The following is a 20,296-nucleotide window of genomic DNA, read 5'->3' as shown; positions in this document are numbered from 1 at the left end:
CCCATGCCCTGGACACAACAGACGATGATGATTCAAAAGAGGCGCACCCCGGATCACTTGTGGACACTGCCGGCCGCTAATTTTCTCCGGAGCGTAACATCCGGATTTCGTCCGCCAGCCAGTCGCGCAGGGCACGAACCTTAGGGTTCTCGTCATTGCCGATACGGTATACCAGGTCATAGCCCTTTTCCGCCTTGAGCTTGATGTGCGCAAATGGCGCAACAAGACGTCCGGCAGCAATGTCGTCGAATACCAGCACGCTGCGCCCCAGAGCCACGCCCTCTCCCCGGATTGCGGCTTCTATCGCCATGCTGCCGTGGCTGTATGCCGGGCCGCGCATGGTGCGTCCCGAAGCAATGCCCGCCGCACCGAACCACTGTTCCCAGTTGGCCTTCATGCGGTCCTCATGCAGCAGCGTGCACTTCGCCAGGTTCGCGGGAGTGTTCAGGCCTCCCATTTCGGCCTGGTACGCAGGGCTGCACACGGGTGTCACGGTTTCGTTCATGATCCGTTCCGCCTGGGCCTGCGGGTAACGCCCTTTCCCGTAACGCACCGCCACATCCACTTGCCCATTGTTCAGGTCCACGTTGGTGTCCGTGACATCAAGATGGACATCGAGTTCGGGATGACGTGCTTTCAGGCGATGCAGGCGCGGAGCAAGCCACTTGCTTGCAAAGGATACGCTCGTGCTGATGGTCAGGCGCGCCACCGGGTCCTGGATGCGCAGCCGTACGGCCTCCCTCGTCAGCTCGCCAAGAAGGCGCGTGACGGCGACATGGAACTCGGCCCCGGCTTCCGTGAGAACGATCTGGCGGGTCAGCCGCTGGAAGAGTGGTACGCCAAGATGATTTTCGAGCGCCTTGATCTGACGGCTCACCGCGCCGTGGGTCACGTGCAGTTCGTTGGCGGCAAGCGTCATGCTCAATAGCCTGCCAGCGGCTTCGAACGCGCGCAGCGTCTGCAATGGAGGCAGGCGATCAAACATGGGCAATCTGCATGCGTGAGTTATATTCACGCATTATGTGACGATAAATGGTTTGTCAGCAAGCGTGTTGAACGCCAATATGGGTGGCGAAGCGGCAGATCCAGTCTTTGCCGAGAATGAAGGAGCAACGATGCAGTCCGATACCTGGCTTATTTTTCTTGTTACCTGCATCGGCCTGTCGCTTTCGCCCGGCCCGAACAGCTTGCTCGTCATTACCCATGGCGCGCTGCATGGCAGCCGCAAGACCTTGTTCACCATCGTCGGTGGCGTGATCGGCTTTATCGTCATCATCGCCCTGTGCATGTTCGGCATCGGCGCGCTGATCAAGACGTCCGTCGTCTGGCTTACCGTGCTGAAGTGGATGGGCGGTGCCTATCTTGTCTGGCTGGGCATCCAGACCTGGCGTTCCCCGCCCATTGCGGTCGAAGCAGGCCCCAGGCCGGTCAGGGCCGGCCGCTGGCTGCTCTTTCGCCAGGGCTTCCTGTCGGCGGCAACCAATCCCAAGGGCTTGCTGTTCTTCAGTGCCTTCCTCAGCCAGTTCATTGACCCGCATCGGAGCCTGCTACCCCAGTTTGCCGTGGTGGCCGCAACTTACTCGGCCACGGAATTCCTTGCCGAGTATGCGATGGCGAGCGCGGCAAATCGTGTCCGTCCCTGGCTGGCACGTGTCGGGCAGCGCTTCAACCGTGTTTGCGGCGGGATCTTCGTTGCGATCGGCGCGGCGCTGCCGCTACATGCCTGAAGCCACTGCATGAAACCGTATTTCCACCAGGGCTGGTCAGCCAGCCATGCTTCTTCGCCATGGATCTCCTTGTTTTCAAACTGATTGTCACCCCGTTGTTGCTTCTGGCCGCCAGCATGGCTGTGCGCCGCTGGGGCGAAGCGATTGGGGGTTTCCTCGTTGGGCTGCCGTTGACTTCCGGGCCGATCTCCGTGTTCCTGGCACTGGAGCACGGCCCTGTTTTCGCAACGCAGGCAACATCGGGATCGCTTACCGCCACGGTTGCCCAAACCGGCTTTTGTCTGGCCTACTGCCGCCTTGCGCACCTGGGTTGGCCGACCGCGCTGGGCGGTGCTTGCGCGGCATTCGCGCTGGTGGCAAGTACGCTGCAATCGAGCGGGATCGCTCAAACCGGGTTGTTTGTCGCTGCCCTTCTGGCAATGTCGCTGGTCCTGCACCTGACGCCCAGGGAAGCGGTTGTCGGCAGCAAGCTGGCGTCACCGTGGTGGGACCTGCCGGCACGCATGGTCCTGATTACCGCCCTGGTCGTTGGCGTAACGCTCATTGCGCCGCATATCGGGCCGGGCGTGAGCGGCGTACTGGCGTCCTTTCCCTTCATCGCGACGATCCTCGCCGTATTTGCCCACCGCATGATCGGTGGCATTGCCGCAAAACAGGTACTGCGCGGGATGGTTTCGGGGCTGCTGGGGTTTGCCGTCTTCTTTTACGTGTTGAGCCTGACATTGACGCGCACCACCCTGCTTCTCGCCTACGGCACCGCGGTCGCCTGTGCCTTGACGATACAAGCATGCGCTTTCTACCGGATGCGGCGACTTCATATCCAGCGGGCGAAATAGGCCGGTCACTCCGGTTGAGTCATCGGATCGCCGCCGGGGGCCGCCTTTGGCCAATTTCCACCTTTCAACCTCGCCTCCGACACGTCGGCTGATTGACGCAAATCAAACTGCCGCGGGAAGAACTTGACTAACGGAAATGCTCTCATGGCCAACGCGTGCGGACTCAGCAAGCCCTTCGACGGCTCGCCGGCTGATACACGATGTTTTTGATCGGTGCAGTATTTCAGCGATGACCTTGCTGTACTTGCAAATCCTTATTTGGTATCGTTGGCTGGTGACCGGGACCGGCAAGCGACAGGGCAGGACGCTGTCCCGCAAGCCGGTCAGCGGGCAACCGGGGTCGAGTTTTATTCTTTGTCCCGAAAAATTCGACTTTACCCGACCAACCTCTGCGAACCGGCCTTGCGCCGCCGCCATATCGAGCCATACCGATGATAGACCCCTCCGACCAGCCGCACTTGCGCAGCGGCGGCGCCATGGGCGCCCTGATGCGTTGCCACGACTGGTCGACGACCCCCCTTGGCCCAATGGAGTCATGGCCCCAGTCCCTGAAGACGGCCGTGAGCCTGATCCTGCGCGCCCAGCAGCCCATGTTCATCGGATGGGGTCCGCGCTGCATCTCGCTTTACAACGACAGCTACATCTCCATCCTCGGCAACAAGCATCCTCAAGCGCTCGGCCAGCCGATGGCCGACGTCTGGAGCGAGATCTGGGACGAGCTGCGGCAGTTGAACGAGGCGGTCATGCGCGGCGAGTCGCTGTCGTTCGAGAACAAGCCATTCCAGCTGACCGGTCGCGAGACGCCCGGTCCGCACTATTTCAGCTTCACCTACACGCCCTTGCTGGATGACGACGGACAGATCGCAGGCATCTTTTGCGCGGCGATCGAGACCACCTCGGCGGTGAGGCTAGGGCAAGAGTCCCGCGCCGGGCGCGCGGCGCAGCAGGCCCTGGCCGAAAGCGAGGAACGCCTGCGCCTGGCCACTGACGCCGCCGAGATCGCGTTCTGGGACGTGAACGTGACCGACGGCAGCCTGATCTGGCAGCCGCGGCTGCGAACCATGTTCGGCATCACGACCGACGAACCGCTTTCACTCGACGACTTCTTCAGGGGGCTGCATCCGGACGACCGGCCGATGGTCGCCAGCGCATTCGCTGCGGCGTGCGACCCGGAGCGCCGGGAGTTCTACAACATCGAGTACCGCACGATCGGTCGCGACGACGGCGAGGTGCGCTGGGTCGCCGCCAAGGGACGCGGACTGTTCGACGCCACCGGCCGCTGCGTGCGCGCCAACGGCACGGCAATGGACATCACCAGCCGCAAGACCGCCGAGCTCGCCATGGAAGTGGCCCTCGAGGCAAGCCGCACCGGCACTTTCCACTGGGACATCCGGGATAACCGGCTCACCTGGGACACCGCGCTCGACCGCCTGTTCGGCCTGCGCCCGGGCGAGGTGGTACGCAGCCTCGATCAGTTCATCGCGCTGGTCCATCCGGACGACCGCGACGAGGTTATCCGATGCTGCGGCCGCTGCCGCGATGCCGGCGACGATTTCGAAATGGAGTTCCGGGTGGTTTACCCGGATGGTTCGGTGCACTGGCTGTACGACCGTGGCCGCACGTTTCTGGACCCGACGGGCCGCGCCAAGACGATGACCGGCGCCTGCGTCGACATCACCGACCTCGTACGCGCCCGCGAGGCGCTCAAGCTCGCCGATCGCCAGAAAGACGACTTCCTGGCCACGCTTGCGCATGAGCTTCGCAACCCGCTTGCTCCCTTGCGCACCGGGCTGGACCTGCTGCAGAACGTCAGCGCCGGCCTGCCGGACCAGGGGCGGCAGGTGCTGGGCATCATGCAGCGCCAGCTCGACCACATGGTGCACCTGGTCGACGACCTGCTCGACATCGCGCGCATCCGGCAAGGCAAGATCCTGCTGCGGCGGGAATCGATTTCGCTGCACGCCGTCCTCGAACAGGCGCTGGAGGGCGTGCAGGCCTTGCTCGACGCGCAGGGACAGGTGGTCGTGTGGGAAGGCGTGGACCCGGCGCTGCGCGTCACGGGCGACCTGACCCGCCTCGTGCAGGTGGTGGGCAACCTGCTCAACAATGCGGCGAAGTACACGCCGCGCGGGGGGCGCGTGACGCTGCGCGGCGGCGAAGCCGACCAGGCGGGCATGCTGTTCATCGAGGTGACGGACACGGGCATCGGCATCCCGGCCCAGATGCTCGACCACGTTTTCGACCGGTTCGCGCAGGTGCAGCAGCACCTGGACCATGCCCAGGGCGGACTTGGCATCGGCCTGAGCGTCGTCAAGGGCCTGGTCGAGATGCACGGCGGCCGCGTTTCCGCCGAGAGCGCCGGCCCGGGCGCCGGCAGCCGGTTCCGCATCTGGCTGCCGCGATCGGATACGCCGAAGCCGGCCGAGGCCAGGCTGCCATCGCGTGTGGACGGGGTCAGGAAACGCAGGGTGCTGATCGTCGACGACAACCGCGACGCCGCCGAAACCATGGCCTTGCTGCTGGACATGAGCGGCCACGAGGCACTCCTCGCGCACGACGGGCAGACCGCCGTGGAGATCGTGAAACAGCATGATCCTGCCGTGGTGTTCCTCGACATAGGCATGCCGGGCATGGACGGCTACGAGACCGTGTCGGTGCTGCGAACCTTGCCGGGCGCGCATTCCCGCGTGCTGGTGGCGCTCACCGGCTGGGGCACCGAAGCCGACCAGGCGCAAAGCCTCGCGGCGGGCTTCGACCTCCACCTGACCAAGCCCGTCAAGATCCACGAGGTCCAGCGCGTGCTGGCGGCGAGGTTCGGCCAAGAAAACCAGTCCGCGACGATGTTTTCGATGTAGCCGAGGCGCGCGATCTCCGCGCGCCTCAACCTCCCTTGTATTTTTCCACGGTCAGGATGAGCTTGTTCCGGACCGGGGTCTTGTACGATTTCACCTCATCCGCCTGGAAATACTTCGTCAGGCAGGCCGCGAGGCGGCTGGCGTGCATGGAACTGGCGATGCCGCCGTTGGGGTCGAAAAATTCTACCTTCCCCATCTTCGATCCGCATGCGCCCATGGTGTGGCCAGGCACATGAACGAGGAAATATCGCGATCCCGCGCTGCTGCTGAGCCATGCGGTAAACGCCGCCATCTCTTCGAGCTCGAAGGTTCTCTGCTTTTCGGCTCCATTCTTGTCCATTGCCGGACGCAGGCCGGTGAGTTCCTGCCACATCTTTTTGTTTCGCTGATTCTTCCAGATCAGATTCGAGCGTGCGAACACCGGGCTGCTCATCACCTGGTTGGCGTCATGCAGGAAAGCGGAAGACGTTCCCTTCATTTTGCTTTCCAGCCAGACGACCGAGAGGCCGTAGCAGATTCCCCCGCCTCCTTCATCCCGTCCAACGCCATGCGCGTTAATGGCATCCATCTGGCCATAGGCTGAAAAATTGCAGTTGTTCTGGAACGCGGCATTCTGGAATACTTCTCTGACCCTGGCCAAGTGAGTCCCCTTTTATCAATGACGTTTTGGATGAATTGAAGAAGAGCGCGAAACCGCTCAAGACCGGCGATCGAATGGACGGGCTTGAATTCCGCCATCGATTCGCCGATTGATACACGCGGCGATGGCTATTCGCTCAATCCCACCAGGTTGGCAAGCCGGTTCAGGTCGCCCTCCTCCCTGACGATTTCCGCCATCAGTTCAGGCAAGGGCATCTTCCCCCACTTGACGGCGCGGCGCAGCAGGTAAGGCGTCGGGCTGTGCGGTTCGACCGTCGCGAGATAATCGGCGATGGCTTCCAGCGTGGCATAAGCCTCGAGGCGGGTCTGCCAATGCGAAAGTTGGACGGGCGGTGCCATGGGGGTTTCTCCTGTGAATGCGGCGGAAACAGGGATCGCGAGGTCGAACGGCTGTGGCACGGCGGGCAGGCTCGCCGGTTCGATTTTCGCGGGAATGAGTTGGGTCAGCAGGCGTTCGATCGAGGAAAGCGTGACGTGCAGCTTCGAGAGATTCGGCGAATCCATGCCAAGCTGCGCGTCGACGAAACCGGAGATCGACGTCAGGCAAGCCAGGCATTGCCGGACGAGTTCGAGCCGGGTCTGCAGCTCGAGTCCGAGGTGATGATGGGCGTAGGCGACGAGGTTCTCGCGGGTCAGCGGCGCCTCCGCGGCGGTTACGTCGGCCGGCCTGGGCGGCTCCTGTTCTTCTCCCGCCAGTTCCTTGGCGGTCATGCGTTCCCAGTCGGCGAAGCTGATCTTCGGCGGCTTCCGGCCGGCGATGTTCATCACCGGTACCTGCACCTTGATCGTCATCGACATCGACTCGTTCAGCCACACCAGCGGCGCGACCCGGGCATCGGCGTCGTTGTCTTCCTCGATGACGGGATGAATCGTTCCCCAGTGCGTGCGCAGCAGGCCATCGATCAGGTGCAGGCCGCGCAGCAGGCCTTCGAAGCCATGCTGGCGCGTCCACGACTCGAGCAGCCAGGCGGCGATCTGCACGTCCTTCGAGCGGTGGGCAAGCATGTCCCTGCACTTTTCCTCGATCAGGGGCCAGTTCGCCCGCTTGAGCGGCCGTTCCCAGGTACCCATCGGCAGGCTTGGATCATCCTCTTCCCGCGCCAGGCGGATTTCGGTGAAGACCGGATCGTAGCGCATCGCCGGACCACAGGGTTCGGCCTCGGAAATCGGTGCCAGCAGCGCTTCCAGCTCCGCCTGGTGTTCGGGATTCATGAGGATCTTCGGTTTCGGTTCGCCTGGAGGGCACATCGGCAATATCTCAAGGTGTATTGGTGCGGGAGCTGGGGCCGGGGTAGGAGTCGGACTGGTGACGATTGCACGCGCCTTGTCATAGAGATTCGATAAGCTACCGGCGAGCGTTTTCATTGTTGCCATAGGAGTGAAGGCCGCGCGCGCTATTCCATTGCATGAGCGACCTCGCGCGCGGCGATCAGCTTGCCCAGTTCCAGCGCAAAGAACCGGGCCGCGATCGGCGACGACGATTTATGCAGGTCGATGACCGTCGCCTCGGGCGGGAAATAGATTTTTTCGGAGAGGGCGATCAATCTGCCGGTATCGAATCCATCGTCGACTTCATGCATGGCGATCACCGCATGGTCCGATTTATTGTCCAGCAGGGCCTGGAACGGATTCGGACCGGCATACTGCGACGGCCAGCCATCGTTGATGCAGGGATGCAGATTGTAGAAACCCATGCCCGGATACTGGTGCAGGCGCGCATTGATGCGCTGCCCGAAAGTCGCGGCGATGCAGACATCGGGCCGCCACGCATTCTCGTAGATGTCGTAGAACGCCTCCGTCTTCACCCGCTCCTTGTAGACCGGAATGCGGTGCACTTGGGCGAGGCGCTCCACCATGATTTCTTCCGTCCGGGTATGCGGATAATTCCAGACGCGGCGTTCGCGGCTGACGAAGGACGACGAGACGTCGTCGGTCGCCACGCCGACCACCTGGACCATTTTTGAAACCGGCCCCTTGAGAAGCTCGCTCAGGACATGAAAGCCACGATAGAAACTGCCAAAAACGGCGATCCGAACTTTGGCTTGCGGCGCGCGGGAAGACATACGATTCAACTTTCACCATTCAATTTTTATTGCTAACGGCGATCCTGCCCGAAGGCTGGTTCGCCGGCGCGCATGCCTACCACGTCGGCGCCCGCACCGGGAAGGATCCCGGCCATGCCAGCGGCGCGCGCTTGCCGGCGGGACTGACCGCCAGCTTGACGTAGACGCGCGCACGCGAGGCGCGCGGCTGCGCACCCGGGTTTGCCATGTTCGTGACCAGCGGGAACTCGAATTTCAGCAACTGCGCCCTGGCGTCGCTCGAACCAGACTCGGCATCGCGGTGCCCCGCCATCAAGGAGAGCAGGGCCCATTGATCGTCGAACCGGTAAGTCACCGTGCGGTCTTCCACGCTGAGATCGCCTTGCAGTGCGTCCGCCGCGGGAATCACCGGACCATCGCGCGCGACGCGCATGGTCAGGGTAATCGGCATGCCCGGCTCCCAGCGGAGCGGACGCATCGGATCCCGGTTCTTCATGGTCTGCCCGCCCACGGTCAGGGACCAGTCGATGATCTTGTTGCCGTCGATTTCAGCGGCCGCATTGGCCCGGAATTCCGGCGTCAGATCCAGTCCCGGCACCTGGTTGTCCTCGGTCGGATAAAGCGGTGCGAGAAACTCGCGCACACGCTGCATCTGCTCTTCCGCGCGCTTGACCGATGCCACGCCCTGGGAAACGTCGCGGGCAGGCGCGAGCGAAATGGACTGGGCGCGATCGAACAGCTTCAACACCCGTCCCACTTCCTCGACATCCGCGGCGTTCCCTTTCTGCATCGGGTCGAAGCTCACCTGCCTGAACGGGAAGCGGTTCGACAGGTCGCGATTGAAGGCTTCCGAAAACCGCGTCCAGGCTTCCTGGAACTCGGTCTGCTTGATCTCACGACAGCGCGTATAGAGGCCTGCCTGCAGCAACTGCATGCGCTCGGAGAAGGGATCGGCCGCGCGGCGCTGGGCTGTGCGCGACGACAGCTTGTCCATGCAGTTCTTCACGTCGACCTCGGACGATCCGGCGAGGATGAATTGTTCGAGCATCATCAGGCTGCTGGTCGGACTCTTGAGCCGGTAGCGGCCGACGTCAGCCACGATCGCCTGCCAGCGGGCCACGAGCGGATTGGCGGATTGGCCCGCGCCAAGCTGGGGCAACAGCCCTTCCGCTTCCTTGCCGGCGGCATCCACGAATGCCACCTGCTGCGCGACATAGCCAGCCAGGGTCGATGCATCGACGGCGCCGAAGGCATCCACGAGCGGCGCCTTTTCCCCGGTCCATGAGCGGAAGGCCACGTCGCGCGGCATGAAGATGTCGGCACGGGAGAAGCTGCCATCCAGCACCTGCAGGCGGGACAAGGCGTCCTTGGCCAGGACGGCCGACAGGCTGTCGGCGACGTTTTCCCCGCCCAGCTCGCGCAGCCAGGCGCGCAACTGCAATGCGCGGGCGCGGTCGGCATCGGCCGCTGGGGCCTGCATCTCATTGACGGAGACGACGAAGGCCTGGGACAACAGGTCGCGCGCGGCTTCCGCCAGCGCCGCATCGTTCATCCTGGCGGCCGGCGCCTGCAGCATGACCGGGAAGCGCGTCATCAGGTCGGTCTGGAATCGCTTGCGCATGTCGCCCAGCGCGAGCGCCTGGTCGAGGCGGCTGCGGTTCCATGTGACGGTGCCGCCAGCCGGTACGTCGGGAATGCGGCTGAGCCGGTTGACCTTCATGTAAGGCTGCGCCAGCAGCGCCGACAGCGCGTCCAGCAAGGCCTTGCGGCTTGGTGAAAACGCCCACGACGACGACGTGTCCGACCAGGTCAAGCCTTGCACCATCAGCGGCGAAAACTTGTCCGCGGCCAGCGTATCCTCCCAGGCGGCCTGGAACTTGGCGAATCCATCTTCCGCCCTTGTCTTCGCGTCCGCGGCGACATTCTTGCCGAGCAGAGGAACGGCTTGCACGCGCTGCAGGAGCGCATCGTGCGCCTGGCCGAGGTGGAGCGTCCGGCTGCGCATCCACGCCCCTTTGTTGGACCCGAGCAGCGCTTCCTGCTTCTGCAGGGTGTCGTGCAGGGAATGCCATGCCTCGATGGTGGCGACGGGGTCCGAGGCTCCCGGCGCAACGTCCATCAATGCGGTCATGTTCCGCGCGATCGTCTGCTCCGACTTGAGCAAGGCATTGTTGGCGAACAGCCGCTCGTAGGTCGCTTTGAGCGCCAGGTCGAGCGCGCAGGACGTCGCTTCCTGCAATGGCTTCACCGTGAGCGCCGGCGTGTCCTTGATCGCTTGCCGGAACAGTTCCGCCGTACGGGTGGCATTGCCGTTGAGCTCGGCGCCCAACAGCACGCGCACCACGAGCGCCAGGTCCTCGCTGGAGGGCGTGTCGTCGGCGTCCTTGAGCCGGCCGATGGCGCGCAGCACCTGGTCGAGCTCTTCGATCTGCCCGACATACTGCAAGGTGGCGCCGAATTCCGGCAGCTCTTCGATGTTGAGCGCCGCCACCGGCTTGCCAAACGTCATGTCGTTCCACTGCGACGGCAACGAGCAGCTCGCGCCGGCGATCAGGTTGCCCGACACCGGATCGGTCGGCACGCCGGTCAGGCGGCTCGCGCGCTTGAAGATTTCCCTGCGCATCGGATCGAAGGCGTTGTCGGCGAAGCCTTGTTCCAGCTTGCGGTGGACGCGCGCGTGCAAGTCATCGATCCATGCCCAGGAACCCGGAAGGAAGACGGAACGCAGGTGGGCCGCTCCCATCCGTTCGATGTTCATCAACGCATCCATCGCGCGTTGCCGGCTCTTCGCGGGGTCGGCAACGTTGTCGCGCGCCGCCTCCATGCCGTCGCGCGAGCTGCGCTCCAGGCGGTTGAGGGATGAGGTGATGTCCCGCACCTGTCCATGCAATTGGAACGAGGCGACGCCCATGCCGATCACCCAGACGGCCGGCACGCCGATCATGGTCCAGCGGGCAACGCGGCCGAGCGCGGGCCGGCGCATCTGTTGCGAGGTTGACGATGAAACGAGTCCGGCTTCGGCAAAGATCTTGCGTTCGAAGACGTCGCGCAGGAATGCCGGCAAGGCGCTGGACTGGCTCAATGCCAGGGCTTGCGATGTCGATAGCGCCGTTTCCTCGGCGGCCTCCGCCGCAGCGTCGCCCCCTTCCTGGCTGAGCGGCAGGCTGAGCACCGGGCTGCCCATGCCGCCCATGCCGCCCATGCCTGCGACGAGTGCCGCGGCCGGGCTGCAGTCGCCGGTGAAATACATGCCGCGCAACAGGAAGGGCTCATGGTAAGCGCTTGGGCGCATCAGCTCTTCGGTGAACAGCTTGAGCCCGGCGCGCAGGCGGTCGATGTCGTTGGCAAGCATGAAATAGCTTGCGCTGTTGGAATCGCCGGACTCGAGCGCGCACAGCTCGGCGGAGGTGTCCGCGACGGCGCGTACGACTTCATTCATGGCCGCGTCGACCCATTGCGCCTGGAAGGGCGCGACGAGTTCGTAGGGCGACGACCAGCCGAGCATGGAGCGGCGCATCGGCTCTGGCAGCGCGGCGGAAAACGCGGCAAATCCCGGAATGGCTTCGCAACCCGCGATCACGAGGTAGATCGGGAAACGCAGGGCAAGCCGGTTTTGCGCCAGCCAGAGCCGGCGGTGGATCGACTTGGCGCGGGCGACAAGCTCGAGCTGCGACGCGGAATCGGACTGGAGGAAAAGGCTGGCCGGAATGGACAGGACGATGGAATCGAAGGGGCGATCCGGCCGGTAGCTGCGGCACAGCCCGAGGAAATCGTCCCAGGTATTCGAACTGTCGGCGGCATCCGGGTCGGACGAACCGAGTTGCTCGGACTGCAGCTGCACCGCGACGCCATTGTCGAAGAAGTTCCAGCTGATGCCTTGCGCGGCGGTGCTCAAGGTGGTGTCGGCGCTCAGCGCGCTTTGCAGGCCCGACTGCACCAGCGGCAACTCCTGCCCTTCCCTGCCCTCGTTGAGGATGAGGGTCCAGGACAGGTCGTAGCGCTCCGAGCGGCTGGCGAGATTGCTCTCGATCAGTTCGACCGCCAGCCGGAAGGAATGCTTGAGCGACTCGGCGCTGATGAGGCGGGGTTTCTGTCCGGCCGGCTTGTCCTGCTTCTCGGCGCCCTTCATGGCGGCCCAGATCACGATGGCGAGCAGGAGCAGCACGACCACGGTGAGGCAGATCAGCGTGACGATGGCGGTGTTATCTGACAAGAAGTTCAACACGGTGCTGTCCGCCTGTCAGAGATGAGGGTTGAGCGACGCGGCGACCGTGCCGGCGCCGGCGCTGAGCGCCTCGCGCGCCGGCCAGGACTGCCATAGCCACAGCAGCTCGGACAAGCCGAGCAGAAACAGCAGCGCCAGCAGGAAGAGGACGCCGACGCGGTTGATGCGCGGCAGCCGCTTGGCGGAAAGATGCGACATGGTGCTGGCATACGGCTGCTCCGACAGCGACCGGTCGCGTCCATTCATGTCCGCCGGCCGCATGTAGATGAACTGGAAGAGTTCGCGCCGGTATTCGGCGATCTTTGCCTGTCCGGCCGCACCGCGGTAGCGTCCCTGGAACCCGAGGGACAATAGATAGAGGTAAAGGCGTCCGACGCTGCGCCGCGAGGCTTCGCGCTCGCTCAGCAACTGGTCCAGGTCCTGGAACACCCGTTCACCGGCAAAGCTGGTCTTGAACAAGGTCGCTTCGATCAGGACATGGTGCCAGTAGGCGCGTCCCGCCCAGTCGGTATTGAGCATGATCTCGTCGGCCAGCGCCGCTTTCAGGAAGCGCCCCTGGACCTCCGGCTCGATCCCCGCCTTGCCGCCGATGCGCCTCGCCTCCAGCGTCTGCAGCTCGATCAATTGGCATAGCTGGCCGCTGAACGACTCGGCCGCCGACTTGGCGTCCGCCTCGCCAACCTGGCTGGCCGACTGCGCGAGACGCGACAGCATATCGAAGAAGTCGCGAAACTGGGTCGAGGCAAGGTCGGTGCCTTCATTGATCGTGCTGCCGGCAAAGCCGAGTTGAAGACGCGGCGACGGGCTGTGGGGAGCGGTATTGGATTGCACGGTCATCAGCCTTTAATGAACAGCACCACTTCGTGCGGACGTTGGGCAAGCGTACTTTCGTTGGCGTTGCTGATCATCAGCGGCTGGTCGGCGACGATGAACTGTTCCGACACCTCGATGCTGAAGAGGGTGTACCCGGCGCTCGAACGCAGGCCCAGCTCCGGCGCATCGTCGATGCGCCGGCGTGCCGCGCCCAGCACCCGGCGGTCGGTCAGCGACGTCCAGACGGTCTTGGAGCCGATGACGGCGCCCGCCATCCATTGCGCCAGCTCGCGCTCGGCGTGTCCGCGCAGGCCGATCACCAGGCGCGCGCCCACCCAGTCCGGCTGCATCGTCAGGGAGAAGGCCTGGCCATCGAAGCCGAAGGTACTGGTCTTCCATTCCTGGCTGACTTCGTCGACCAGTTCCGACAGGGCATTCAGCACGGCATCGAAGGCCGGTGCGGGATCGGCATGATCATAGGCCGGAGGCAGGATCGGCACCGCGCCGGGACGCAGGGTCGCGAGCGGTCCGAGCTGGGCGCAGAGCGCCAGGAACAGGGGTACGGGCTGCACCACCGGGCAACGCAGCACGGCTTCGAGCACCGGCAGTTGCAGGATCAGGCTAGACAGGCGTGTTTTCTGTTCAAGGATTGTCAGCCGGTCCTCGAGGCGGGAAGACGGCGATGCGGTCTGGCGCGCGAGGAAGACGGCCTTGCTTCGCATGTGCGACGCGAGGGTCTGGGCGCGCTGCCGCAATGATGAGGACAGGGGCACTTCCAGCATGGGCGGCAGCGCCTCGCCGCGCCGCACGATCTCGTTGTCCTTGCGCACGGTCATGAGGCGCAGCGACACGTAAGCGGCGGCCGGCGCCGGTCCGGCGGCCAGCGAAAGATTGACCGCCATGCGCGGAATGTCCGCCGCCATGGCTTCGGACACTTCGTCCTCCACCATCGCACCCTCGGTGCCGCAGAACATGGCTGGCTGGCCGGGCACGCGCTGCGAGCGGGTTCTGCCGACCACGAGATAAACGGAGACATCCCCGGTCTCCATGTCGGCTGCCCATGCCGACAGGTCAAGCTCCAGCGAGCGGCCGGCCGATTGCTCTACATCAAAGCTCGCGGCCATGCCGTTCGGTAAGATGGCATCGATGGACAGGATGCGCAGCAGCCCGGTGGTCAGGAGCGATTCGTCGATCGAGAGATTGCGCACGCCCCATCCATAGGGTTGGGTGGCGAGCGACTGCCATGCAATAAGGGCGTCGACGCGCGCGCCTTCCTGCTGAAAATGCTGAGGCGTCAGCAGCATGCCTTCATGCCACTGGATGCGGTCCGTGAGTCGAAGAGATGTCATGAACTTTCCATATCCTACTGCGCGGGCCCAGTCTTGAATTCATTGATCGTGAAACTCTGCGCATTCAGCCGCACCGAGTATCCGGAGTTGTTGAGCAGCAGCCGGGCGCGATGTTCGCCGGGCGAGGCATAGTTGGCAAAGACGAATGCCGCCCAGGCGCGTTCCTTGCCGTAGCTCTTGGCATCCAGCTGCACGGCCTGGGTCGGCACGAGCTCGTATTGATATACCGTGAAGGCTTCGGGGAAGGTGCGCTGAAGCTCGTTTCGCGAGGAAAACCACTTCGCGGCAGGCATCGTCACGAGGCTGTCGAGCACCGCTTTATCCTTGATCAGGACCAGGTCTACCGCGACAGCGCTATTGGCATTGGCGTCGTCCGCCGCGGCGATGGCAACGGACTTCCAGTCCGGTTCAACCGGCTTGGGATCGAGCCCGATCAGCGAACGGGTGCCCGCCACGACGCTGTTGAGCGCGCCGCAGCCGGAAAGCGCAACGATGAGGCACGCGGCAAGCAGCGGCCGCAAGCAGCGCGCCGGATGCGGTTGCCGGCCCGTCGATTCAATGCGCCGCTGGTTCATGACCGGCCCCCGACACCATGTACGTCGCCAAGAACATATTCCATTCCATCAGTTGGATGTGTTTGCCGTTGCATCGACGGGCCTCTACAGGACCAGCGGAAGGGCTCTGCGCAAGCCGAATCCGATTCCGGCGCAGAACACCGTCAGTAATGCAACCGCCAACAGGATTGATCCAAAAACTACCTGCTTCCGCTCCAACGTCAGCGTGATGGAGAAGGCGCGCCAAGGCTCAGAAACTTGCCCGTCATTAATATACAGTCCATCAGACACGAGCGCAAATAGTGCGGACGACACGAGGAACGACAGCAGATTGCGCGCACCCTCGCAGATACTTTCAAGAAGAATAAAAACCGGAAGTACGGCTTCCAGCGGCAAGCCGAGCGAACTCATCACGAACGTCCCCAGCACCACCGACTTGACGCCGTAGACGCCGACCGACAGCAGCGCCGCGACCCAGGACAAGATGCACAGCATGCTGGCCTCGCCAAGGCTCAGCGGATGCCCATACAGGTTGGCAAGGAAGATGGCAAGAACGGAAAAGAACAAGGCTTCCCCGGCCTTGATGAAAACCGGGGCGATCGGCGAATACAACTCCACCAGGCCGCGGCTGAAGCCGAGCCGGACGCTCATGCTGTGGATGAAGCCGGGCACGGCGGCGATTCCGACCGGAGAAAACAGGCACACCGTAACCGGTTCCCGCAATGCCACCATGACATCCCACGGCGACCGTTTCAGGCGCCAGGCGATGGCGCTGACCGCCAGTGCGCCAACCAGCGCGGTGGCGCCGACGAAGGTGACGAGAAAGCCCCGCAACAGGACCAGGACCTCGATGCCGGCGGTACTGGTCGCCGCCGCGGCAAGCACGAACGCGGCGGCCGGCAGCAAGGCATTGAACCGATTCACCAGCGTTTCGAGCGCGCGGTACACGCCCTCGAGGATGTTGGTCAAATGCGACGAAGTTGCCGGATTCTGCACGGATACCGCGATGCCGAAGGCGATGACGCCGATCATGATCGCCGGCAGCGAGCCCGCCGCCAGCACGGAATAAAAGTTGTCGGGAACGATGGACGCCGCCGACCACAGGTCCATGCCATCGTTGCCCGGCTCCCGCAACGACATCATGAATTGCGACTCTGACTTGAGCGCGAAGCCGCCGAGCACCCTGGCGTCGTCCACCGACAAACCCGACCCGGCCGACACCAGGCTGGCGACGATCATGCCGAGGGCCGAGCAAACCAGCATGGCAAACATCGACATCAGGAGCAGGAGCAGCAGCCTTCGTCCGCTGCCCGGCATGGAAGACAATCGCTGCAAGCCAAAGAATACCGCCAGCACGACGAATGGCAGGGAAGCCATCTGGATCAGCGACAGGTAAAGGGTGGACATGCCCAGCATCAGCGAGATCCCGCCCGGGAACAGCACGCCGGTCCATCCGCCCAGCAGGACCGCGGCGAACAGGGTCGCGGGGTGCTGGAAGATGTCCGCGAGTCGGATGATGGGCCGGGATTGCATCATAATTGCACCGGCTTCGGACAGATCATGGCCACCGCGGCGCAGCCGGTCATCACCGTCACGGTCGTCCTGGCCATCGCGCACACCGGGTCCACTGCCGCGAACAGGAGGAATGCCGCTTCGAAGGGCAATCCGAGATAGCTGCACGTGGTGCCGATGAGGGAGATGGTCACGATTCCCGCCATCCCCGAGGACGCGAACCCGAGCATGACCGAGACCAGCATGAGCATCACGGTATCGACCGCCGTGACCGGATGGCCATAGAGCGCGGCGATGAACAGCGTGCCGCAGACGTAATAGGCGACCGGCCCCATCCGCAGCAGGGAGATGCTCAAGGGAACGAGCAGCTCCACCCGGGACCGGGGGAAATGCAGCTTGTCGACCAGGCCGCTCACCATGGCGGGCATGCAGGTCGCGCTATTGTTGGTCGCGATGCCCAGGGCGAACGGTTCGCGCATGGCGATCACCACGTCCGACAGCGGCACGCTTGCGCGCCTGACGAGCAGCCAGAGCGCCAGCGCCAGCAGGACGGCGGAAACGAGCACGAAGGCCGCCACGAAGCCGCCCATGGCCTTGAGCGGTTCGAGGCCGCTGACGGCGATCTGGCTCGCGGTCATGCACACCAGCACCAAGGGAATCGGCAGGTTGATCCAGCGCGTCAGCGTCTCGCAGGCGCCGTAGATCGTTTCGAGCGCCTGGCTCAGGCCGGCCGCCATGCGGGTCGGCACCTGGCCGACGGCAAAGCCGAAGAGCAGCGCGAACACCAGCGCCTTGAGGCTTTCCCCATTGGCCAGAGAAGCGAAGATGTTCGCGGGAATCAGTGAATTCACGACATCCTGCACGCTCAATTCCCGTGGCGGCTCTTCCTGGACGCGCAGGGACATCTCCGTATTGGTCTGGTTCGCATCGATGCTGATGATGTTGCCGAGCGCCGCGAGCGTTTCCCGCGGCAGGTCGCTGCCCGGCCGCAGCAGCAGCGATCCCGTCGCCGCCAGGATCGCCGTCCCCATGGAGATCGCGGCGAACACGACGACGACCTTCTTGATGATCCGGCCCGCCCCGCCGTCGCGGTAGAGTTGCTGCAGGCTGAAGATCACGGCCGACAGCATGAATGGCAGCACGATCATCTTGAGCAGGTCGACATAGACGACGCCGACGATACCCAGGTTCTTCGAAAACGATGGCGCGGCGACCCCGAGGACGCCGCCCGCCAGCAGGCAGGCCAGCACCACCAGCGGGTGAAGCGCCCAACGTTTGAAATGCTGCATTCGGGTCAAGGTAATCACTGGCATCTCGCTAGTTCATCATTTTCAGGACGCTGGCGACGGTCGGCTTTTCCGGGCGCTGCGCGATCAACTCGTTGACGAACGACAGCAAGGTCGCGTCGCGCACCCCGACCATCATGCTCAGGGAAGATTCAAGGTCGTTGAAGGTCACCGTCCGCAGGGTCAGCGCCAGGCTCGGATCGCGCCGCAGGATCGCCATCACCTCGAGTTCATCGCGGTAGGCGGCAACGACCTCGCCCTTCTTCACCGCCGCGACCGCGTCGCCCCAGGTGGGATAAACCACCAGCGTGGCGTTCGGAAAATTGCGGCGGCCGAATTCTTCCCAGGATGAGCTGCCGATGACACTGATCTTGCCCTTGAAGTTGCGCAGGACCTGCGGCACCGAACTGCCGCCGGCGATCTCCGCGAAACGGACGCGGTTGATCAGCAGGGCGTGGCCAAGGCGCATGTAGGTGCTGGAAAAATGCACGATCTGTCCGCGCTTCAGGGTCCTGGCGAGGCGGCTGATGCCCAGGTCCGCCTGGCCGGCGGCGACGGTTTCGGCAACGCCGTCATACGTCTCCGGCGAACGGTCGAACCGGACGGGAACGCCCAGCTCCTTGCCGATCAGCCGCGCCAGGTCGACGTCCGTGCCATTCAGCTCGCCGTTTTTCTCGGAGAAGAATGGCGGGTTGTCCGTCTTGAGCATCGCGACGACGAGTTCGCCGCGATTGACGATGCGGGCGATATCGGGCGCGAGCAAGCGGCCGTCGGCGACGCGCACCAGCGGCGAGGGGTTTTGCGCGAGTGCCGATGTGTCCGCTTGCAATGCAAGCTGCGGTGCCGCGACAGCGCGCGCATTCGACGCGGCCTGTCCCGCCGTGCCCGCCGCCTGCGCGACGACGCCGGAGCCGAGCAGCATTGCAAGGCAGAGCGACATGAGCCCGGCGCCGAACCTGGCGGACGCACGGGAAATGGGGAACCTGATTGAACGGATCGTCATGGCGGGTCCGATCAGGGAGCGGCTTTCGGTGCCGACATCATGCCTTCGGCGCTGCCCTTGGCCGCCGCCGCGATCTCCGTGCCCTTGCCGGATACGGTCGCCATGCCTGACCTGGCGTCGGCGACCAGCCTGGCCGGATTTTCCCGCGCCACGCCGCTCATCTGCCGTCCGACCTGGAAGCCAAGGGTGAAGAGAAGCACGAGCAGGGACACGCCGCAGAACAGGGTCAGGGCGATCAGTCGAGGGGTGAGGCTGAATCGGTATTCCATGATTGTCACGCTCAATGAGTTAAGGGGTAAGGACGGTGAATTGTCCGGGCACTTCGATGCTGATCACGCCGCCCCACATGCACATCAGCTTGGAGGAGTTGTTCAGCGTCGGGAGATTCGCGTTCAGGACGGTCGGCGCGCCGGTCACCCAGGGCGCGGTCGTCGCCGGCACGCAGGGCATGGGCGTCAAGGCGCCAAGGGCGGCGGCGGTGGCGGCCGCGACCATCGGATTGGATACCGACTGGCACATGCCGAACGGCGGAATGTTCATGATCGGCTTGTTGTCCATGATGTTGGCGGCGGGGGTGCCGGAAAATACCCGGTTCACCGGCAATACCACCAGGCTGGATGGCGCAACACCGAAGGTGCAACGCAGCATGCCGCCCATGCAGGTCTGCTGTGCCATCAGCTTCCCCTCACGAGTTTTTGCAGCCGGTCGAGCAGGTCCGGCGTCGACGCCGCCAGGTCCGAGCGCCGGCCCTTGCTGTCGTAACGCACTGGCTCGGCCGTCGGCACGCCATGGCGGTAGGTGGTCTCTTCCATCAGCGTCCCGTCCGGCCAGTAGCGGCGCATCGGCCCGTGCAGGACGTTGGCCTGGTAGACACAGGTCTGGACGATCTTTCCTTGCCGGTCGAAGTCGATGGACTCGCCCTCCAGCAGGCCAGCCTTGTAATGCGACTTGCGCACCCGGGCATTTTCGTGGAAAAACTCCGCCGGTCCCTCGATCGCGCCCTTTACGTAGTGCATCCTTGCCGTCAGCAGGCCGGCCTCGTCGTAGGTCTGGGCGAGACCGGAGGGCACGCCGCCCGCCATCGACTGGACGGAAATGCACCGGCCGTTGACATGGATCTTCATGGTGCCGTGCGCCACACCATGCAGGTAGTCGGTTTCCTGCACGAGCTGGCCATCTTCCGCATACGCCTGCATGCTGCCGTGGAGGACGCCATTCAGGTAATTCGCCTTCATCACCGGCGCGCCGTCATCGGCGTACCGCTCCAGCAAGCCATGCAGCTTTCCCTCCACCATCTGGCAACGCATGAGCAGCCGGCCGTCCTCGCCGTTTTCCTCGAACAGGTGCGGCACGATTTCGGCCCCGCCCTCGGCGGGCGATCCGTTCGCGCCGTCCCGCGGCGCCGCGTCATGGTTGTCGGGGAGCGATGTCATG

17 protein-coding genes are annotated in these 20,296 nt (G+C 64.0%); 3 read left to right on the top strand and 14 right to left on the bottom strand.

Annotated features, from left to right (window positions below):
- Positions 1-76 precede the first annotated feature (76 nt).
- Entirely contained in the window at positions 77-985 is a 909-nt protein-coding gene (gcvA, locus tag G3574_RS27405; RefSeq protein ID WP_163968741.1) for a transcriptional regulator GcvA, read from the bottom strand.
- Between the two features lie 130 nt (positions 986-1,115).
- Between gcvA and G3574_RS27400 the strand changes: the two genes are divergently transcribed.
- The 3 genes from G3574_RS27400 to G3574_RS27390 all read left to right on the top strand — a co-directional run bounded on the left by G3574_RS27400 (position 1,116) and on the right by G3574_RS27390 (position 5,418).
- Positions 1,116-1,727, top strand: coding sequence for a LysE family translocator (locus G3574_RS27400; protein ID WP_163968740.1), 612 nt, complete (start codon positions 1,116-1,118; stop codon positions 1,725-1,727).
- 59 nt (positions 1,728-1,786) lie between these two features.
- Entirely contained in the window at positions 1,787-2,563 is a 777-nt protein-coding gene (locus G3574_RS27395; protein ID WP_163968739.1) for a hypothetical protein, read from the top strand.
- Between the two features lie 431 nt (positions 2,564-2,994).
- Positions 2,995-5,418, top strand: a complete 2,424-nt coding sequence (locus tag G3574_RS27390) for a hybrid sensor histidine kinase/response regulator (RefSeq protein WP_163968738.1) — start codon at positions 2,995-2,997, stop codon at positions 5,416-5,418.
- Between the two features lie 25 nt (positions 5,419-5,443).
- Here the strand turns inward: G3574_RS27390 and G3574_RS27385 are convergent, their stop codons facing one another.
- The 13 genes from G3574_RS27385 to G3574_RS27325 all read right to left on the bottom strand — a co-directional run bounded on the left by G3574_RS27385 (position 5,444) and on the right by G3574_RS27325 (position 20,295).
- Complete coding sequence (locus tag G3574_RS27385; protein ID WP_163968737.1) at positions 5,444-6,058, bottom strand: YopT-type cysteine protease domain-containing protein; 615 nt, start codon at positions 6,056-6,058, stop codon at positions 5,444-5,446.
- 128 nt (positions 6,059-6,186) lie between these two features.
- Entirely contained in the window at positions 6,187-7,290 is a 1,104-nt protein-coding gene (gene tssA, locus G3574_RS27380) for a type VI secretion system protein TssA (RefSeq protein ID WP_235953653.1), read from the bottom strand.
- A 182-nt stretch (positions 7,291-7,472) separates the two neighbouring features.
- Entirely contained in the window at positions 7,473-8,141 is a 669-nt protein-coding gene (locus G3574_RS27375) for a formyltransferase family protein (RefSeq protein ID WP_163968735.1), read from the bottom strand.
- Between the two features lie 76 nt (positions 8,142-8,217).
- Entirely contained in the window at positions 8,218-12,333 is a 4,116-nt protein-coding gene (locus G3574_RS27370) for a type VI secretion system protein (protein ID WP_235953652.1), read from the bottom strand.
- Between the two features lie 27 nt (positions 12,334-12,360).
- Positions 12,361-13,176: a DotU family type IV/VI secretion system protein gene (locus G3574_RS27365; protein WP_328804865.1), complete on the bottom strand. Its 816-nt coding sequence runs from the start codon at positions 13,174-13,176 to the stop codon at positions 12,361-12,363.
- Positions 13,177-13,181: 5 nt separating this feature from the next.
- A complete protein-coding gene (gene tssK / locus G3574_RS27360; RefSeq protein ID WP_163968733.1) occupies positions 13,182-14,507 on the bottom strand; it encodes a type VI secretion system baseplate subunit TssK in 1,326 nt (441 codons plus the stop codon).
- A 14-nt stretch (positions 14,508-14,521) separates the two neighbouring features.
- Positions 14,522-15,082: a hypothetical protein gene (locus tag G3574_RS27355; protein ID WP_235953651.1), complete on the bottom strand. Its 561-nt coding sequence runs from the start codon at positions 15,080-15,082 to the stop codon at positions 14,522-14,524.
- Positions 15,083-15,166: 84 nt separating this feature from the next.
- Positions 15,167-16,597: a dicarboxylate/amino acid:cation symporter gene (locus tag G3574_RS27350; protein ID WP_235953650.1), complete on the bottom strand. Its 1,431-nt coding sequence runs from the start codon at positions 16,595-16,597 to the stop codon at positions 15,167-15,169.
- Positions 16,594-17,862: a dicarboxylate/amino acid:cation symporter gene (locus G3574_RS27345; protein WP_163968732.1), complete on the bottom strand. Its 1,269-nt coding sequence runs from the start codon at positions 17,860-17,862 to the stop codon at positions 16,594-16,596. Before G3574_RS27345 ends, G3574_RS27350 begins: the two co-directional genes overlap by 4 nt.
- Positions 17,863-17,890: 28 nt before the next feature.
- Positions 17,891-18,862: a substrate-binding periplasmic protein gene (locus G3574_RS27340; RefSeq protein ID WP_235953649.1), complete on the bottom strand. Its 972-nt coding sequence runs from the start codon at positions 18,860-18,862 to the stop codon at positions 17,891-17,893.
- Positions 18,863-18,873: 11 nt separating this feature from the next.
- The gene (locus tag G3574_RS27335) at positions 18,874-19,131 is read right to left on the bottom strand and encodes a hypothetical protein (protein WP_163968731.1); all 258 of its coding nucleotides are present in this window, start codon (positions 19,129-19,131) and stop codon (positions 18,874-18,876) included.
- A gap of 19 nt (positions 19,132-19,150) precedes the next feature.
- Positions 19,151-19,537 (bottom strand): DUF4280 domain-containing protein, encoded by a 387-nt coding sequence (locus G3574_RS27330; protein WP_163968730.1) that lies wholly within the window; start codon positions 19,535-19,537, stop codon positions 19,151-19,153.
- Positions 19,537-20,295 carry a toxin-antitoxin system YwqK family antitoxin gene (locus G3574_RS27325; protein ID WP_163968729.1) on the bottom strand — a complete coding sequence of 253 codons (759 nt, stop codon included), beginning with the start codon at positions 20,293-20,295 and terminating at the stop codon, positions 19,537-19,539. The genes G3574_RS27330 and G3574_RS27325 overlap by 1 nt, the downstream gene beginning before the upstream one ends.
- Position 20,296: the final 1 nt, after the last annotated feature.

This window comes from Noviherbaspirillum galbum (genome assembly GCF_010974945.1).
Classification (GTDB): Bacteria; Pseudomonadota; Gammaproteobacteria; order Burkholderiales; family Burkholderiaceae_D; genus Noviherbaspirillum; species Noviherbaspirillum galbum.
This window is presented reverse-complemented; position numbering and strand designations above follow the sequence as displayed.

Coding starts and splice junctions, on each gene's coding strand:
- gcvA (WP_163968741.1), bottom strand. CDS start 985: ATGTTTGATCGCCTGCCTCCATTGCAGACGCTGCGCGCGTTCGAAGCC.
- G3574_RS27400 (WP_163968740.1), top strand. CDS start 1,116: ATGCAGTCCGATACCTGGCTTATTTTTCTTGTTACCTGCATCGGCCTG.
- G3574_RS27395 (WP_163968739.1), top strand. CDS start 1,787: ATGGATCTCCTTGTTTTCAAACTGATTGTCACCCCGTTGTTGCTTCTG.
- G3574_RS27390 (WP_163968738.1), top strand. CDS start 2,995: ATGATAGACCCCTCCGACCAGCCGCACTTGCGCAGCGGCGGCGCCATG.
- tssA (WP_235953653.1), bottom strand. CDS start 7,290: ATGAATCCCGAACACCAGGCGGAGCTGGAAGCGCTGCTGGCACCGATT.
- G3574_RS27375 (WP_163968735.1), bottom strand. CDS start 8,141: ATGTCTTCCCGCGCGCCGCAAGCCAAAGTTCGGATCGCCGTTTTTGGC.
- tssK (WP_163968733.1), bottom strand. CDS start 14,507: ATGACATCTCTTCGACTCACGGACCGCATCCAGTGGCATGAAGGCATG.
- G3574_RS27355 (WP_235953651.1), bottom strand. CDS start 15,082: ATGAACCAGCGGCGCATTGAATCGACGGGCCGGCAACCGCATCCGGCG.
- G3574_RS27350 (WP_235953650.1), bottom strand. CDS start 16,597: ATGATGCAATCCCGGCCCATCATCCGACTCGCGGACATCTTCCAGCAC.
- G3574_RS27345 (WP_163968732.1), bottom strand. CDS start 17,862: ATGCAGCATTTCAAACGTTGGGCGCTTCACCCGCTGGTGGTGCTGGCC.
- G3574_RS27340 (WP_235953649.1), bottom strand. CDS start 18,862: ATGACGATCCGTTCAATCAGGTTCCCCATTTCCCGTGCGTCCGCCAGG.
- G3574_RS27335 (WP_163968731.1), bottom strand. CDS start 19,131: ATGGAATACCGATTCAGCCTCACCCCTCGACTGATCGCCCTGACCCTG.
- G3574_RS27330 (WP_163968730.1), bottom strand. CDS start 19,537: ATGGCACAGCAGACCTGCATGGGCGGCATGCTGCGTTGCACCTTCGGT.
- G3574_RS27325 (WP_163968729.1), bottom strand. CDS start 20,295: ATGACATCGCTCCCCGACAACCATGACGCGGCGCCGCGGGACGGCGCG.